This is a genomic window from Bacillus sp. JJ722 (genome assembly GCF_036963345.1).
GTDB lineage: Bacteria > Bacillota > Bacilli > Bacillales > DSM-1321 > Bacillus_AD.
Genome location: NZ_JBALMO010000165.1, coordinates 1 through 16,080 on the forward strand (window position 1 = coordinate 1; position 16,080 = coordinate 16,080).

The 16,080-nt window shown below is 35.2% G+C and carries 15 protein-coding genes and 3 pseudogenes; 14 read left to right on the forward strand and 4 right to left on the reverse strand.

The window, feature by feature from the left end:
* The first annotated feature begins 2 nt into the window (after positions 1 to 2).
* The 4 genes and pseudogenes from V7014_RS27325 to V7014_RS18940 all read left to right on the forward strand — a co-directional run bounded on the left by V7014_RS27325 (position 3) and on the right by V7014_RS18940 (position 2,513).
* Positions 3 to 80 carry a DUF418 domain-containing protein gene (locus V7014_RS27325; protein ID WP_438824941.1) on the forward strand — a complete coding sequence of 26 codons (78 nt, stop codon included), beginning with the start codon at positions 3 to 5 and terminating at the stop codon, positions 78 to 80.
* A gap of 95 nt (positions 81 to 175) precedes the next feature.
* Positions 176 to 319 (forward strand): annotated as a pseudogene (locus V7014_RS18930) (DNA alkylation repair protein); the annotation flags it as partial.
* A gap of 298 nt (positions 320 to 617) precedes the next feature.
* Positions 618 to 2,138, forward strand: a complete 1,521-nt coding sequence (gene exaC, locus V7014_RS18935) for an acetaldehyde dehydrogenase ExaC (protein ID WP_335509238.1) — start codon at positions 618 to 620, stop codon at positions 2,136 to 2,138.
* 21 nt (positions 2,139 to 2,159) lie between these two features.
* Positions 2,160 to 2,513 (forward strand): DUF779 domain-containing protein, encoded by a 354-nt coding sequence (locus tag V7014_RS18940; RefSeq protein WP_335509240.1) that lies wholly within the window; start codon positions 2,160 to 2,162, stop codon positions 2,511 to 2,513.
* Positions 2,514 to 2,702: 189 nt separating this feature from the next.
* Here the strand turns inward: V7014_RS18940 and V7014_RS18945 are convergent, their stop codons facing one another.
* Together V7014_RS18945 and V7014_RS27330 are read right to left on the reverse strand one after the other, a co-directional pair.
* The gene (locus V7014_RS18945; RefSeq protein ID WP_335509241.1) at positions 2,703 to 2,987 is read right to left on the reverse strand and encodes a 3-isopropylmalate dehydrogenase; all 285 of its coding nucleotides are present in this window, start codon (positions 2,985 to 2,987) and stop codon (positions 2,703 to 2,705) included.
* Positions 2,988 to 3,322: 335 nt separating this feature from the next.
* A pseudogene (locus tag V7014_RS27330) lies at positions 3,323 to 3,505 on the reverse strand (EamA family transporter); the annotation flags it as partial.
* Positions 3,506 to 3,593: 88 nt separating this feature from the next.
* Between V7014_RS27330 and V7014_RS18950 the strand changes: the two are divergent.
* The 4 genes and pseudogenes from V7014_RS18950 to V7014_RS27335 all read left to right on the forward strand — a co-directional run.
* Positions 3,594 to 3,941, forward strand: coding sequence for a hypothetical protein (locus tag V7014_RS18950; RefSeq protein WP_335509243.1), 348 nt, complete (start codon positions 3,594 to 3,596; stop codon positions 3,939 to 3,941).
* Between the two features lie 226 nt (positions 3,942 to 4,167).
* The gene (locus V7014_RS18955; protein ID WP_438824940.1) at positions 4,168 to 4,569 is read left to right on the forward strand and encodes a BlaI/MecI/CopY family transcriptional regulator; all 402 of its coding nucleotides are present in this window, start codon (positions 4,168 to 4,170) and stop codon (positions 4,567 to 4,569) included.
* 2 nt (positions 4,570 to 4,571) lie between these two features.
* Positions 4,572 to 6,458, forward strand: a complete 1,887-nt coding sequence (locus V7014_RS18960) for a M56 family metallopeptidase (protein WP_335509245.1) — start codon at positions 4,572 to 4,574, stop codon at positions 6,456 to 6,458.
* A gap of 269 nt (positions 6,459 to 6,727) precedes the next feature.
* Positions 6,728 to 7,045 (forward strand): annotated as a pseudogene (locus tag V7014_RS27335) (response regulator transcription factor); the annotation flags it as partial.
* A 642-nt stretch (positions 7,046 to 7,687) separates the two neighbouring features.
* Here V7014_RS27335 and V7014_RS18975 read toward each other — a convergent pair.
* Positions 7,688 to 8,596 carry a LysR family transcriptional regulator gene (locus V7014_RS18975; protein ID WP_335509249.1) on the reverse strand — a complete coding sequence of 303 codons (909 nt, stop codon included), beginning with the start codon at positions 8,594 to 8,596 and terminating at the stop codon, positions 7,688 to 7,690.
* Positions 8,597 to 8,818: 222 nt separating this feature from the next.
* On the opposite strand from V7014_RS18975, the gene V7014_RS18980 reads away from it, so the two are divergent.
* The 3 genes from V7014_RS18980 to V7014_RS18990 all read left to right on the forward strand — a co-directional run bounded on the left by V7014_RS18980 (position 8,819) and on the right by V7014_RS18990 (position 11,370).
* Positions 8,819 to 9,904 carry a hypothetical protein gene (locus V7014_RS18980; RefSeq protein WP_335509250.1) on the forward strand — a complete coding sequence of 362 codons (1,086 nt, stop codon included), beginning with the start codon at positions 8,819 to 8,821 and terminating at the stop codon, positions 9,902 to 9,904.
* Between the two features lie 192 nt (positions 9,905 to 10,096).
* Positions 10,097 to 10,528 (forward strand): MFS transporter, encoded by a 432-nt coding sequence (locus V7014_RS18985; RefSeq protein ID WP_335509252.1) that lies wholly within the window; start codon positions 10,097 to 10,099, stop codon positions 10,526 to 10,528.
* Positions 10,525 to 11,370: an MFS transporter gene (locus tag V7014_RS18990; protein WP_335509254.1), complete on the forward strand. Its 846-nt coding sequence runs from the start codon at positions 10,525 to 10,527 to the stop codon at positions 11,368 to 11,370. Before V7014_RS18985 ends, V7014_RS18990 begins: the two co-directional genes overlap by 4 nt.
* A 634-nt stretch (positions 11,371 to 12,004) precedes the next feature.
* On the opposite strand, the gene V7014_RS18995 is transcribed toward V7014_RS18990, so the two are convergent.
* The gene (locus tag V7014_RS18995) at positions 12,005 to 12,136 is read right to left on the reverse strand and encodes a hypothetical protein (RefSeq protein WP_335509256.1); all 132 of its coding nucleotides are present in this window, start codon (positions 12,134 to 12,136) and stop codon (positions 12,005 to 12,007) included.
* 201 nt (positions 12,137 to 12,337) lie between these two features.
* Between V7014_RS18995 and V7014_RS19000 the strand changes: the two genes are divergently transcribed.
* The 3 genes from V7014_RS19000 to V7014_RS19010 form a co-directional block, all read left to right on the forward strand.
* Positions 12,338 to 14,062, forward strand: a complete 1,725-nt coding sequence (locus tag V7014_RS19000; protein ID WP_335509258.1) for an alkyl sulfatase dimerization domain-containing protein — start codon at positions 12,338 to 12,340, stop codon at positions 14,060 to 14,062.
* 17 nt (positions 14,063 to 14,079) lie between these two features.
* Positions 14,080 to 14,910 (forward strand): alpha/beta fold hydrolase, encoded by an 831-nt coding sequence (locus V7014_RS19005; RefSeq protein WP_335509260.1) that lies wholly within the window; start codon positions 14,080 to 14,082, stop codon positions 14,908 to 14,910.
* A gap of 285 nt (positions 14,911 to 15,195) precedes the next feature.
* Positions 15,196 to 16,080: MFS transporter (locus V7014_RS19010; RefSeq protein WP_335509262.1), on the forward strand; the 885-nt coding region annotated here is incomplete at its 3' end.

The following is a 16,080-nucleotide window of genomic DNA, read 5'->3' on the forward strand; positions in this document are numbered from 1 at the left end:
GTATTTTATTTTCTCTATATTGGAGTAGTAAATTTAAAAGAGGACCAATTGAATGGATTATGAGAAAAATAGCAATTTAAAAATTGTAGCAAATAGAAGAAATCCTTCTGTTTGCTACTAAATGAAAATTAATAGTAAAGACATAAAAGATGAAACGAAGTGAATTTATTACATTGTTGAAAACTGGTTAAATAACGCTAGTAAAACTCAACCAGAATGGGTGAGAAACCTTTGTGATAAATGGCAAAAAGATTCTGCTCCTAAGGCAACTGAGAGAATCATTAAAAAGGCTAAAAGAACATTTATGAAAGGGAATTAAAAATAGAATAAAGGGACTAAAAACTATGGAAGAAGGAAAGCAAATTTAAGGGGAGGAACAGAAAATTGGAACATTTATGTGTGAATGAACGACGCTTCTTCTTTAAACTTTCAAGATGAATCAGTGAATATATTTATCTATAAATAATTCTATCAATTTGCAAAATGCATATTATTTGCATCTTTCTGCTAAAGTAGATATTCTTGAATAGTAATATGCTAAATATTGTTTATACAGGTAATGTAAGCGTATTCAATATGTGTGTTTTCAAAAAGGGATAAAAGGGAGAGATACAACTATGATTTATGCAAATCCAAATACACAAGGTGCAATTATTAATTTTAAAGAAAAATATGATAACTTTATTGGGGGAAAATGGGTTACACCAGTTAAAGGTCAATACTTTGAAAATAAGTCTCCGGTTAATGGTGAAGTATTTACTAGAATCGCTCGCTCTTCAGCAGAAGATATTGAACTAGCATTGGATGCAGCACATGCAGCAAAAGATGCCTGGGGTAAAACTTCTACAACTGAACGTGCTCTTATTTTAAATAAAATAGCTGATCGTATAGAAGAAAACTTAGAAATGATTGCTGTGGCCGAAACTTGGGATAACGGTAAAGCTGTGCGTGAAACATTGAATGCTGATATTCCTTTAGCAATCGATCACTTCCGTTATTTCGCTAGTACAATCCGTGCACAAGAAGGACGTACTACGCAAATAGATAAAGATACAGTAGCTTACCACTTCCATGAACCACTAGGTGTTGTAGGACAAATTATTCCTTGGAACTTCCCAATTCTAATGGCTGTTTGGAAAATCGCACCAGCACTTGCTGCAGGTAACTGTATTGTATTAAAACCTGCTGAACAAACTCCTGCTTCAATTATGGTGTTAATGGAGTTAATTCAAGACTTACTTCCAGCGGGTGTACTTAATATTGTGAATGGTTTCGGTGTTGAAGTAGGTAAACCATTAGCTACAAACAAACGTATTGCTAAAATCGCGTTTACTGGCTCAACTGCAGTTGGTCGTCAAATTATGCAATACGCAACTGAAAACATCATCCCTGTAACACTTGAGCTTGGTGGTAAATCAGCTAACGTATTCTTTGAAGATATTATGGATCAAGATGATGATTACTTAGATAAAGCAATCGAAGGTTTAGTAATGTTCGCATTTAACTCGGGCGAAGTTTGTACTTGTCCTTCTCGTGCATTAATCCATGAATCAATTTACGATAAATTTATGGAACGTGCATTAGAACGAGTGAAAGCGATTAAAATTGGTAACCCACTCGATACTGAAGTAATGATGGGTGCTCAAGCTTCTAATGCACAAAAAGAAAAAATCCTTTCTTACATCAAAATTGGTAATGAAGAAGGCGCTGAATGCTTAATCGGTGGCGAAGAAAATCATCTTGGTGGCAGCTTTGAAACTGGTAACTACATCAAACCAACAGTATTCAAAGGTCACAATAAAATGCGTATTTTCCAAGAAGAAATCTTTGGACCAGTACTTGCTGTTACTACATTCAAAGACTTCGATGAAGCAATGGAAATCGCAAACGATACTCTTTACGGATTAGGGGCTGGCGTATGGTCACGTAGTGGTGATCTTGCTTACCGTGCCGGCCGTGATATTCAAGCTGGTCGTGTTTGGACAAACACTTACCACCAATATCCAGCAGGTGCAGCATTCGGTGGTTATAAAATGTCAGGTATCGGCCGTGAAAACCATACAATGATGTTAGAACATTATCAACAAACAAAATGTTTATTAGTAAGCTATGATAAGAAAGCTCAAGGATTCTTTTAAATCGAAAGGATGAATTTAAATATGATAGAACGTGTTGTAGCAACAGACGAAGCACTTCAATTAATAGAGTCAATTAAGAAGATACATGATTCTATCATGTTTTATCAATCTGGTGGTTGTTGTGATGGATCTGCTCCAATGTGCTATAAAGAAGGAGATTTTCTACTTGGAGATTCAGACGTGTATCTTGGTTCAATAGGAGACACACCTTTTTATATGCATAAAAGCCAATATGATTATTGGAAGCACACACAATTAATTATCGACGTTAAAGTGGGGCGAGGCGCAGCATTTTCACTTGATAGTATAGAAGAGAAACATTTCATTACACAATCACGCGTTTTCACTGATGAAGAGCTCAAAAAGCTTTTATAAAAGGGTTTGTTATAGTTTTTGGGAATGGAAATTATCCCCTATAAATAGTAGTCGTGCACTACTATTTATAGGGGTTTTATCATGTCTAGAAAAAAATAAAGTATAGTCAGATAACGGGACTGATTAGTTGAACAAGAACAACTGATAACAAGGAATGGTGAAGAATGCATACTACTTGAACCACACTTTTCAATTTTTTGTTTTTTTTATAACAGTAACTACAATCGCAAGAAGAAATACGATGAGACTATTTATTATTAAATAGTAACCAAGTTGCATCCCGTAAAATATCGCAAAGCCATCACGGATGATGAATAGTGCTAGTGCTCCTCCTATAGTACCTAAAATAATTGCAAGAATTAATATGATAAAAGCAGATAAATATAGATTTTTCTTTTTTTTGAAGATTGTAAACGCAATGATATTCGAAATAACTATAAAAACTCCCATTAATGGTAATAAAATAAATTCCACTTAATCCCTCCCTTTTAAGGAATATGCTCATTGTGTTTATTTTCTTATAATATATTTTACTAATAATATTAACAAAAATTATAATATAATATTCCTTTCAAATATAAAATAACCTCTTTATAAAAGCTTGTTTAGCCTAAATGTTTTTATATTTCGAAGATATGAATTACATCAGCTTATGATCTGTCCTTATTAAACTATATTCTATTCTACTGTTTAAACTAGGATAACTTTAAGAAAACCGGGTACGATGCCCGATCCGTCTCATAACCAAAAAACTCCGCCTTAAAACTAGTAATCTTGGGAACTTTGAAATGTTAAATTTTTTGTATAAATTACTGTTTGAGTGATACATTCTTTTTTGAGGTTTTCTTCTTGTTTGTTTGGATAATAGTTAACATCATACCAATTACAATGATAATTTCTCCTAAAATTGTATTGAATGTTGGAATCTCCCCTAGCCATATCCAAGCAATGATGAAAGATAGGAGCGGTGTAAGATACAAAGAACTTGTAGCTTTAGAAGCACCTCTTTATACCGTGAGATAGCCTAGAGCAATATAGGGAAGAACTGTAGGGGAAAGTCCTAAATATACAGCACTCCATATGGCTTCTTGTGAAGTTCTTGAAAATGAATTCCATAACTCAGGGAGAAAAGGTAGCATTAGAAACGTTCCACCCCATATTGAGAAGTATTTGAAAGATATAGCTAGTTGGGAAGTACCAGAGGGAGGACTATTTATTTGGGTTCGTATAAATAAAATAGTTTCTATGCGATTGTTGTATAGTACGGCTTTAGCAAAAGGAATACTGTTAAATCCAGGAAATATTTATGGGCAAGATGAAGGACAATACATACGATTATCCTATGCCTATGCATCACTTGTAGACTTAGAAAAAGGAATATGTGAGTTAAGTAAAGTGATTCGTACAGTGTGTAGAAATAAAATTTGACAAAAATCCTGTTTTAAAATACAGGATTTTTCTTTTGTAAGTTTATAAACTATGGTATTGCTATTTTTTGCTGATTGTTGAAAATAGGTAATATCAATATTCTTAATTAACTTATGGTGCTCATTGCTTTAAATTTGATAAAGATTCAAAATATAGTTGACAGTTTGAGATTACATTTGTAATATTGTTTGTAGATTACAAGTGTAGTCAAAGGAGGTTAGAATAGTTGATGAGAGAATTACCTAAAATATCCGAAGCAGAATTAGAAATCATGAAAGTCCTTTGGTCAAAAGCTCCTCAAACAGCTAATGAAGTGATTGAGGCATTGGAGGTCACGATGGACTGGAACCCGAAAACAATTCGAACACTTATTAATCGATTAGTCCAAAAAGAAGCTGTTGCTTACCGACAAGAGAAAGGGCGTTTGTATGCATATTATCCTTTAGTGTCTCAAGATTGTTATCTCCAAGTCGAAACGAAATCCTTGCTCAAACGTTTCTATGGTGCAGCATTTAAACCTTTACTTGTAAATTTTCTTAAAGAAGAAAATTTATCTTCAGAAGACATTGACGAACTTAAACGTATTCTGGATGAGAAGACTGAGGAGAATCAGAGGAAGGATGAATAATTATGGTAGATGTTTTTAATGTCTATCTACCTCGCTTTTTTAATTGGGTGATAGAAACATCCATTATGGCCAGTATATTGGTTGGTTTAATTTTATGCGTCAGATTCTTGCTTAGAAGCAAATTAACACCACGATGGCAATATATGTTATGGCTAATATTAATGATTAGGCTTCTATTACCGTGGTCACCAGAAAGCTCCTATAGCATCTATTCGATTCTATCAAAAAGTGATATAGTTTCTGGTACCTTCTATCAAGAAACTATAGCTGCTACTTCAAAAGAATCAATCCAAGAACAGTCAGATATGGGTTCTACGAACATAGTTACACGTGATGATACTTCTGCAAATGGTTCAATACAACCCGAAGTTACTATGAATAGTAAAGGGATGCAAAATGAAGAGACACTTTTTTCATTTTCTTCAATCGTTTTATATATTTGGCTTGCTGGGATTTTCATTCTAGGTATTGCAACCATTATTATGAATAGGCGTCTACATAGCAAGATAGCGAAACAACCTGTTATTACAGATGAAAGAACTGTTAAAATCTTTGAGAACTGCAAGAAGTCTACATCCATTCAACAGGATATTCCATTAATTCTAGCAGGAAAAATTTCAAGCCCAACAGTTTTCGGTTTTTTTCGACCAAGGGTGTTATTGTCAAGTGCACAGATGAAAGTACTGAATGAGCAACAACTACGTTATATTTTTTATCATGAATTGTCTCATATAAAACGAAGAGATGTTGGTGTGAATTGGCTTATGCATAGCCTACTCATTCTAAATTGGTTTAACCCAATTCTTTGGTATGCCTATATATGCATGCGAGAAGATCAGGAGCTGGCCTGCGATGCACTCGCTCTAACATATTTAGATTCAGAGGAACAAATTGCATATGGCCATACAATTATTAAACTCTTAGAACAATACTCAGGTTATTATCAAGTGCCGAGCCTAGCAAATTTAAGTAGAAATAAAAGAATATTAAAAAGGAGAATACTAATGATAAAAACATTTCAAAAGAAATCATATCGTTGGTCTGCACTCGGAGTCATGGTGATTGTTGGAATTTCAACGTTTTCTTTACTAAACGCACGTGCAGAAGAAACAAAAGAAATTAAAACAACTGTGAATACGACAGTTAAAGCATCAGAATCAATATCTAGGATTATAGAAAATATGGTGGGTACACCAGAGAAGGCAAAAGAAGATTGGGGAATGTCACAAGTAAGATACGAAAAAATGATTGAGGAATTCTCTGTAGCTGAAAAAATTTTGACAAAAGAGGAATTCGAAAAGTTGGTACAATTGACGAAAGAAGACTTTTCTATCAAGAAAAATGCATTTGTTCATGACAGAGGAAGAACGTATTATAATTACGAACTTTTAAGTCAAGAGGATAACCAAAAATTGTTTGAAATTAACAATGCTGTAGGGCCACTTTGGGGGAAGATTCAGCAAAATTTCCCTTCTACAATAGAAGATGCCCAAAAAGTAGTTGATTTTAACTTTAAACAACCAACATACATACCAAAGGGATATAAAGTTATTAACGAAGAAGTAAGTACGGGAATTACAATTGGTAAACCAAAGCCTGTAGTAAGGACTGAATATGTAGAAGGAGATGCCAGTCAAGTAGTCATCTGGCAGTCAGAAGTCATAGAAGGAAAAGAAAACCCGTGGAATCAGCAAGCGTTTCATACATTTGAAGAGTATAAACTAAAAGGAAACCATGTGACCTTTGGTAAATACAACGACAGTAATATAACAGGATTGAAGGTAATTGTTCCTGCCAGAAATGGAGAAGGCGAATATCAAATAGTAATTACTTCTAGTACTTTAAAGAAAGCTGAACTAGAGAAGATTATGCTCTCCATGATTAACTAAAAAATATAGTTTCATTGACTTCAATGAGGGTATGACTTTTACAAACTTCATTTAAAATATTTTCTCAGCAGGATAAAAGGAGCTTGGAAATATACCAAGCTCCTTTTATTTGTCCTACTAGGTATGGATGCTAAGCCCCCGAGCTTCGAAGTCATTAGTTAGTGAGGAATTTTAGACAAGGATTTCATGGTAAAGCGGAATCTGAAGGAAGTCGCATGCAAATCTTCGAGCTGAGGAACACGAATGATTTAGACTGGATGATTATAAATTTGAAAAAAGTATTAATTATAGAAAATGAAAAAATTTATGCGAGAAACTGTATCTATTATTTCGAACATGAAGGATACGAGGTGTTAACAGCTGAGGATGAACAAATAGGAATGGATGTATTTACTGCTCAATGATTTTGATTTGGTTATTATAGATATTATCCTTCCAAAAATTGATGGCTGGTCTGTTTGTAAGGATTTCATCAGTCCCATTGATTTTTTTAACTGCTAGAAGTGATGAGGAAGATGCTTTTAGAGTTTGAATTAGGAGCTGATGATTATGCAACTAAGCCTTTTAAACCTTCAATTTTATTAGCAATAGTTTAAAAAGTTATTTTTCTGATTATCACACAACAGCAATGGTTACTGCTTCATTATCAAAAATTGCTCAACCAAAAAAGTTGAAAGGTGTAGTTTATCTTAATTGGTGGGCCTATGAAGTCTCATTGAAAGTTACCTTTTAATGTGATACTTAGTAATTAAGGATATTACTTAAACTTAACACTATATAAAAAAATTATAAGCTTTTAATTTTATGTCCACATAATCTAATTTTAGATTTTTACAACTTCTACTATCCTGCGACGTTAGTCAAAAAAAAGAGCTGACTATTGTCAACTCTGTTCCCAAGCCATTGCACCTTTTAGCTTAATAACTATGTTTTCTTTTCTGATAGTAATTACCGATAAAATAACTACAAATTATCCCGATAATAAAAGGAATTACTGAACCTCCAGCTTCGAACCCTGTTGAGGTTTCTTTGTGAAAACTAAACATTAACAATTTAAAATTAAACAAATATCTAATTAATAAAAGGATTATGCTCATACAGATAAATGATATTAAACCTACAAATCCTGTTTTTATGAAAACAACGCCTTCTTTTCATCGACCTTGTTTTCATATTTTAATATATTAAGAAATAATTAGATGGGTATATTCTTTAATTCCCTTGTTGGACTAAACTCCTGTTAAATCAATTTCTGATTTAAGATATTTTATAAACTTAGTTGCTTGAATGGATAATTGTGCTTTCTTTGAGTGTATCCATCCTAAGGATATATTTACTGGTTCATAATTCACTAAATTAATAGGGATAATTTCACCATCTAAAACATAAGAATTATTCTTCATAGAGAAATCTGGGGCGAAGCTAATGGCAAGTCCCTCTGCAACTGCTTTTGGGATTACTTCCGAATTGTTTGATGTAAATAAAATATTCATAGGCCTATATTTGGCAAAAAAATGTTGATAAAACAGTTTCATATTATCACCATTATTTAGAACGAGGGATTGATCGATTATTTCTTCAGGAGTTACGGTTTCATGGAACGCTAAAGGAGATTTATTGCTTACATACACTTTTATTTTCCCATCTAGTAATCCTTCAAAGGCTAAATCCTCTTTGTCTTTTAAAAAATCTTTATAGATAATTATCAGGCCAATATCAATTATATTTTGTTGGACAGCATTGACAATAGTAGCTGATCTATGTTCTGAAATCTCAAGATTTATGTTTGGATACTCATTTTTAATAGCAGATAATGGTTTGAGTAACAAAGTCATAAAACCAGGGGGAGCAGATAACTTTAATTCTGCCATATCTAAAATAGAGAAAGATTGTGCTTTTTCTTTTAGATCAGAAAGTTTCGTTAATACTTCATATGCCTTTTTAATGATTATTTTACCTTCATCCGTTGGTACAGCACCTGATCGTGAACGTTTAAAAAGTTTAACCCCTAATTCTTTCTCTAGTTTTGAAATGGATTGGCTGATACCAGATGGGGAAACATGCAGGTCATTTGAAGCTAGAGAAAAGGACCCCTTTCTAGCAACCTCAATAATATATTCTAATTGTTCTATATTCATTTTATTCACCCTTTCTTTAAGTTCTACTTCAAACAACCATTACTAATAATGTTTTTATTTAATTTTAAGTTAATGTTAAAATAATTTCAATAATTCTAAATAATCTGAATTATCGACTTGGTATTGAGTGATATAGTTTTAATTTATTAGAAAAACTAAAAGTTCAAATCGAGAATTTGAAGGGAAAACCAGAGATTACGATATGAAATTGGAGGTAAACCTATGGAGAGTCGAAAGAAAGAATTTCATTTATGGGCATTTGGTGACGCACATGTAGGAAGTGATTTAAAATATGGTCGAACAAGCCTTGCTGACGCAATTCAGCAGTCTGAGTTTGGAGGAGACGAGGGTGGCCATAGCTTTGATTGGGATATTGCATTAAATGTGGGCGATTTATCAGGAGGAATGCGTGAATCACCAGATGATGTCGAAGGTTTGGAGGTTGTGAGTCAATATAGTGCTCTCAAAAAACATACTCGAGAAGCGATCTACGACATTTGTGGAAATCATGACCGAAATGTCGTAGGAGAACCTGAAGCAGAATGGTTTCAGAAATGGGTAGATCCAACGGGCAAAAATACAGAGTTTTCTAAGGTAAATCCAGAACAACGACCTTATCCTATTGAAGGAACCTGGGAACGATACTCATTTCGAGTAGGTAACCTGCTATTCCTGATGATGAGTGACCGTAACGAACCAACGCAAGAAATCGGGCGAGGTATACTAGGAGGAAACCCTGGGGGGGTAGTTTCTGGTGATACATTTAGATGGTGGAGAGAGATGATTGAAGCAAATCAGGATATGATTATTATTTCTGTTCATCATTATGTTTTAAAAGATACCACAGTTGCTTCTGGTGAGTGGGAAGGTATGCAAAAAGACGAAAATGGAAAATGGAAGCCGAAATATCACGGTTACTTTGAGCAAGGTACGCCAAAAGGAGCATCTTATCTCTATTGGGTGGAAAGTAAACCTGATGCTCAGAAGTTTGAGCAGTACCTCGAGAAACATCCGGGTGCGTGTACCCTTTGGTTAGGAGGCCATACACACACTGACCCTGATGACCGTACTGGTGGTAAATCTCATATTGAATCAAAATGGGGAGTGCAATTTCTTAATGTTTGTGCGTTATCACGTTATCATGTTCCAAGTGGCAGACCGATAAGCCGGGTCTTAACTTTTACCGATGGCAGTGATGAAGTGAGAGTACGTTGCTATATGCACACAAGTGAACACGCACCCCAAGGATGGTATGAAAAAGTGGAACGAGTTTTAAAATTACCTCGTCCATTCCAAAAGTTTAACTAAGGATCCGCCATTGTTCATATTTCATCAGTAGTAATGGAACCAATCTATTAATTGCAAAATCACCATATACTTATCTCCATAGTTCAATAGTACAAATTGATTTGCTGCTAAGAAGCGTACATGTTCAAAAATATGAAAACGCTTACGATTCTAGTGAAGGAAAAATGAGTTTAATACTGGAGGTATTCCAATATGAGAAAATGGATAATTTTGTTTCTGTTGTTCCTTCTTAACATATTGAACTATGCCGATAAAGCAATAATCGGAGTCGCAGCAGGCCCTATTATGAAAGATTTGAATTTAACCTATGAGCAATGGGGACTAATTGGCAGTAGCTTCTACTGGTTATATTTTATATCAACTTTACTAGGAGGAATGCTTTCCGACCGACTTGGACCCAGAAAGGTTTTAGCTTATATGGCAATCATCTGGATGGTTGCCCAATTCATTCCCTTTGTAGCTTCAGGCATGGCTTTGCTACTCATTTCTCGTTTAATCCTGGGTCTCGGTGAGGGTCCGTTTTACCCTGTTTCGGTTAACCAATTGAACAAATGGTTTCCACAAGAACAGCGTGGTCTGGCCACCTCAATTCTCAATATGGGGGGATCGTGGGGAAATCCATGATAATTCCGTTATTGGTTATGTTGATTGTAACATTCGGCTGGCGTGTAACATTTTTGATAACTGCTGGATTAAGTCTCGTTTGGCTTGTGCTCTGGATGTTTTTTGGAAAGCAAAATGCGAATCTTCAAGCAGAAGAGGTAACATTTTCACAGGATAAGCGACCTGGGAAAATAGAGTGGAAGAATCTGCTGCCAGCCTTGAAAAATCCTTCTTTTATTTTTCCAGCATTAGCTCTTTTTGCAGCAGGCTGGAGTACGACGTTTGGACTGGTGTTCATTTCAAATTATCTTACGGAAGTACGAGGTCTTACTCCACAAACAATGGGAATGGTAATAGCCATCGGTGGGCTAGGCTCAGCACTTCTAGGCATTACTTTTGCTGCTCTTTCGGACAGATTATTCAAAAAGTCAGGCAAGCATAAAAAGTCTCGTGTGCTGTTTTGTGGTATTGGGATGATGGTGGCAGGATTAAGCTTCTTTTCAATCACAATCGTTCAATCACCTATCTTGATGATAATTGGTTACGCTATTAAAGGAGCCTTTGCCTCCATGCTTGTTGCAGTAGCACCACAGATTGTGATAACGGCTAAACCTGATCAGCCAGGATCGGTCCTTGGCTTTTGGTTCATCTTCTCTGGCTTGGCAGGCATTGTGTGTCCAATCGTGAGCGGTAAGATTATTCAGGCTTCAGGAGCTTTAGTCGGGGCTGGATTTACGAATGCATTTCTTGTGAGCTGTCTTTTGAGTGTTATTGCCGGTCTCTTAATGGCTATTTTCACGAATCCGGATGCTACTGTTTCAAAGCCTGTTCAATCAGTCAATGTAGAGAATATTAAGGTGTAGAAATACTATACTTTGCTTACTAACTCCAAACTGTTTAATAATTTCATTAATAAATAGTGACTCCAGAAACTTCGGAGTTTGACTAAACCCTAGGCTATATTTTATAGATAGGGTTTTCTTTTCTAGCAAAAGCAATTTAATAAAAGAAGGAAAAGACTAAATTAAACGAAGATGATTATTACCATTAGTATTTATCTAACGTACCATTGAATATTTATACTTTTAAAAGTAACAACATAACATTATCATAAATACAAAGTTTCTTAATTAGAAAAAAAAGGAGGGAGAAATATTTGTAAAATGATAAAAGCTAACGTGTAAAAATGGTATCGCTTACATAGCCGTTGCTTATAGCCATTGAAGTTATGAAAGCCAAAAAGTGCATAGAAGATGCATGAATTGTTTATCACTCGAAATTTATAACTATATACGGTCGGTTGAGATAGCTCAGAGCTGCAGCTATCAAAACAAACTGTAATGAAAACGACATGATAAAAAATCACATAATCACTTTGATATAATATTGTTCACTTACCCACATCCCATTAAAACCTCAAGACAAAATACTAAGTATAGTAAGGTTTCTTTCATCCTTTGTTTTCTAAATAGGAAACTATTAGTTTCTTACTTAAGTTTACATTTCTTTCTCACATAATGTTGAATTTCTCCATGAACAAAATCGTTTCATATTTCTACCTTTTGGAATATGTACAACTACTGCTCTAGTAATGGTTCGTTCCTCAAATAATGATTTAACCTCTTCCATCTCGATAAGGCTTCCAAGTTAAACAGGAAATCAACACTTGGAACGAATTTACTTATTATGTACGTATTTATCCCATACTAACTAGGAATAAGACTCTTGCTTCAAGACCAGTGAGAAGTAACAAATTATAATGAGGTTTAATGGACCCATTATACCCTGATTGGCTTATTAAAATAAAAAAATTTAGAAGGGAGTGTTATTGTGCGATTAACAAAAAAACAAATAAGCGATATGAATGAAGCGGTAACAAAAATTGGACAAAATGGAGAAGTTGCTAACTCAAAACTGATTGAGCATACTAAAACTTTCGAGAAACGAACAATTAAGATTACGGATGGAGTTTTTCAAGTTATCGGAGTAGGACTCGCAAACACAACGATGATCGAGGGTAAAGAAGGTATGATTATTATTGATACTGGAGATGGAATTGAAGAAGCAGAAGAGCATCTAGAAGCCTTTAGGAAAATTACAGATAAACCTGTTTCTGCGATAATTTATACACATTGGCATTATACAATGGGCGCAAGAGTTTATGTCCCTGAGGGTCAGGAGGATTCAGTTGAAATATGGGGCCATGAGCTAGTGGACCACAATCTTTCTTCTAATCGAGGGGAATTACTGCTCACGACCACGAAAAAAGCGGCTACCCAATTTGCCATGTTCCTTCCACCAAATGGTTCTGATTCCTGTCCAAACTTGGCGATAGGTTCATATTTTTTAGATCGTGAAAAAGGAAGAACAATAGGATATATAAAACCGAATCGGACTGTTTCAGAGGCGTATAAGACTGTTATTGACGGTATAAATGTGGAGTTAATTCCTTCCGTTTCTGATACAAATGATGGTCTAATTATCTGGTTGCCCGATAAAGGTGTAGCTATTAATAATCTTATTTGGGGTGTTTTTCCTAACATAGGGGCCATAAGAGGAGATAGTTTCCGAGATCCGAGAGAATGGATTGACAGTATAAAAAAAATACGTGCTCTAAAGCCAACGCATATTCTTGGTGTCCACGGACTCCCTATTTCTGGTACTAAAGAATCCGAAAAGGCGATTGAAGATTACCACGATGGGATGCAATTTGTCTATGATCAGACTGTCCGAGGAATCAATCTAGGGCTATCTCAAGAAGATTTGGTTGAATTTGTGAAATTGCCACCTCATTTAGAGGACAGTCCGATTTTACAACCATTTTATGGTGAAGTTGCAAATGCCGTGAGAGGGATTTATTCCGGTTTAATCGGTTGGTATGGTAATGATACAGCAACCATTCATCCAGTGTCAAAAAAAGTAGAAGCTGAAAAAATAATAAAGGGTTTTGGAGGACTCGAAAAAGTAGTAGACGAAGCTCAAAGAGCTTATGATGAACAAGAATTTGCATGGACAGCACAATTAATTACCTATGTATTGAAGTTAGAGCCAAATCATAAGTTATCTCGTCAAATAAAAGCACTCTCTTTAAGAAAGCTTGCTGAAACAACACCATCAACAATTACAAGAAACTTTTATCTAACGCAAGTGCTTGAACTGGAAGAAAAAATCCCACCAAATTTAAGTATAGTTAACTCTGGTTCTCTATTAAACACCTTTAAACCAGAAGCTTATATGCATTTCCTTAGAGTAAAATTAGACCCGTTGAAGAGTGAAAATATAAATCAAATGATGGCAATTATCTTAACAGATTCAAACGATGAATTAGGGTTACATATTCGGAAAGGTTTAGCAGAAGTAGTAAATTTCAAGACAAATTCAACTATCCCTGATTTAACCATACTTACAACATGTAAAGATTTTGCTCAATTGCTAACGGGCGAAATTACACTTGAAAATGCCTTAACGGTGGGGAATATTACGATTAAAAACGGCAATAAAGAAGAGGTCTCTAATTTCTTTGCTATGTTCGATCATTTAAAAATCCATAATTAATAAAGGAGGTAATTTTAATGAGTTATGTCTTAGAAGGAAAAAAGATAAATGTAAATGGTCTTCAATTCCATGTAGTTGATGAAGGTAGCGGTCCAGCTGTACTATTACTCCATGGCTTTCCCGATTCTTCTTACTTATGGAGAAATCAAATTCAGACGTTGGTTAAGGCAGGTTATAGGGTTATCGCCCCTGACTTAAGAGGTTTTGGTGAAACGGATAAGCCGCAAGAGGTTGAAGCATATGATATTCAGTTACTTCTTGGAGATGTCATCGGAATTTTAAAAGAATTACAAGTTGAACGCGTACGATTAGTTGGTCATGATTGGGGGGCAGTGCTGGGATGGGCACTTACTTCACTTTTTCCACACGTAGTTGATAAATATGTTCCAATTTCTGTCGGCCTTCCAGGTGGAAGGCACGGCTTAAGTATTGATCAATTGGAAAAATCTTGGTATATATTTATGTTCCAATCACAACATTATGCGGAGGAATTTTTATCGAAGAATAATTGGGAAGTTCTCCGAGAATGGGGCCGAATGCATAGTGAGCAAGAAAAATGGGTACATGAATTATCTCGACCTGGTGCATTAACAGCGGCACTTAATTGGTACAGAGCGAACGCTTCCATGAAATCATATGTTAACACTAGGGTTCTTCCAAATATTAAGGTGCCTACACTTGGTATTTGGAGTAGCTTTGATGCCTATTTAACAGAAGCAAAGATGGTTCAATCTGCAGAAAGGATTGATGGACCATGGCGATATGAAAGATTTACAGGTAGTCATTGGGTACCACTTGATCAATCAGAACAATTAAATAAGATTTTAATAGAGTTTTTTGAAAATTAGTTTAGATATTTTTTGTTGGAAGTTCCTCGAAATGAAGCGGGAGGGGGGCTACTTAGGGAAAAATATAAAGTTATTGCTATTATTATGATAGCGTTTACAAATTGTGGAACGCATGTACTGTGTGAAATGGTGGCAGCTAAAAGCAGCAAATGTTTTCATGAAAAGCTGCTGGAATGTGTAATTTGGATACTAAAAAATATACATTGTTTGTTTGCGTTGGTTAAGGATAATCTTGAGAAATGATTATGATTGCTACCATTTACCAAGGATGAAGGGGTGTTGTACATGCGTTGGATAAGTCTAATATTATTGTTTTTAACTGCTCTTATCGCTTATGCGGATAAAGTCGTTATCGGGTTTGCAGCTGAACCTCTTATGACGGAATTTAACTTAAGTAGTTCCCAATGGGGAATGGTAGGGAGCAGTTTCTCCATTTTACTAATTGTTACAAGTTTTATCGGTGGTACTTTGTCAGATCGTGTTGGAACCACCAAAATGATTTTCATTGTCTTAGCGGGTGTGACAATCGTACAATTTAGCTCGTTTGCTATTATAAGCTTACCGATGCTTATCTTGTATCGAGTGTTGTTAGGCGCTGTTGAGGGGCCGGCTGTTCCAGCTGGTATGAGTCACATTTCAAAAGCCTTTCCTACAGAACTGAGGGGGAGAGCAATCTCTATTTTCGTTGCTGGAGGCACTATTGCTGGGATTATATCTGCACCTATCTTAGTTAATTTGATTGAGAAATTTAGTTGGCGCTGGACTTTCGTGTCGCTGGGTTTTGTCAGTTTGATCATATTGGTCTTCTGGATTTTGATTAATCGAATTGATAAGAAAAAGCAGAAATTCAATTCTACTCCAATTAAAAAAATGAAATGGTCAGACATTTCTCCTGTTCTTCGTAATCCTGCCTGTTTTTTAACGATTGCTATATCAGCATCCACTTATTGGCTCGGTACTTGGCTGGCTTTATGGGCCCCAATTTATTTAATGAAGGTAATAAAGTTAGCACCTATGAAAATGGCATATGTAATTATGGGAACAGGAATTGTAGGCTTAGTATTGGTACTGTTGATATCATCTATCTCTGATCGAATTTTCAAAAAGACTCAGAGTTATAGAAAGGCACGTGTTTGGATTGCAGGAATTAGTACTATCATCGGTGGACTT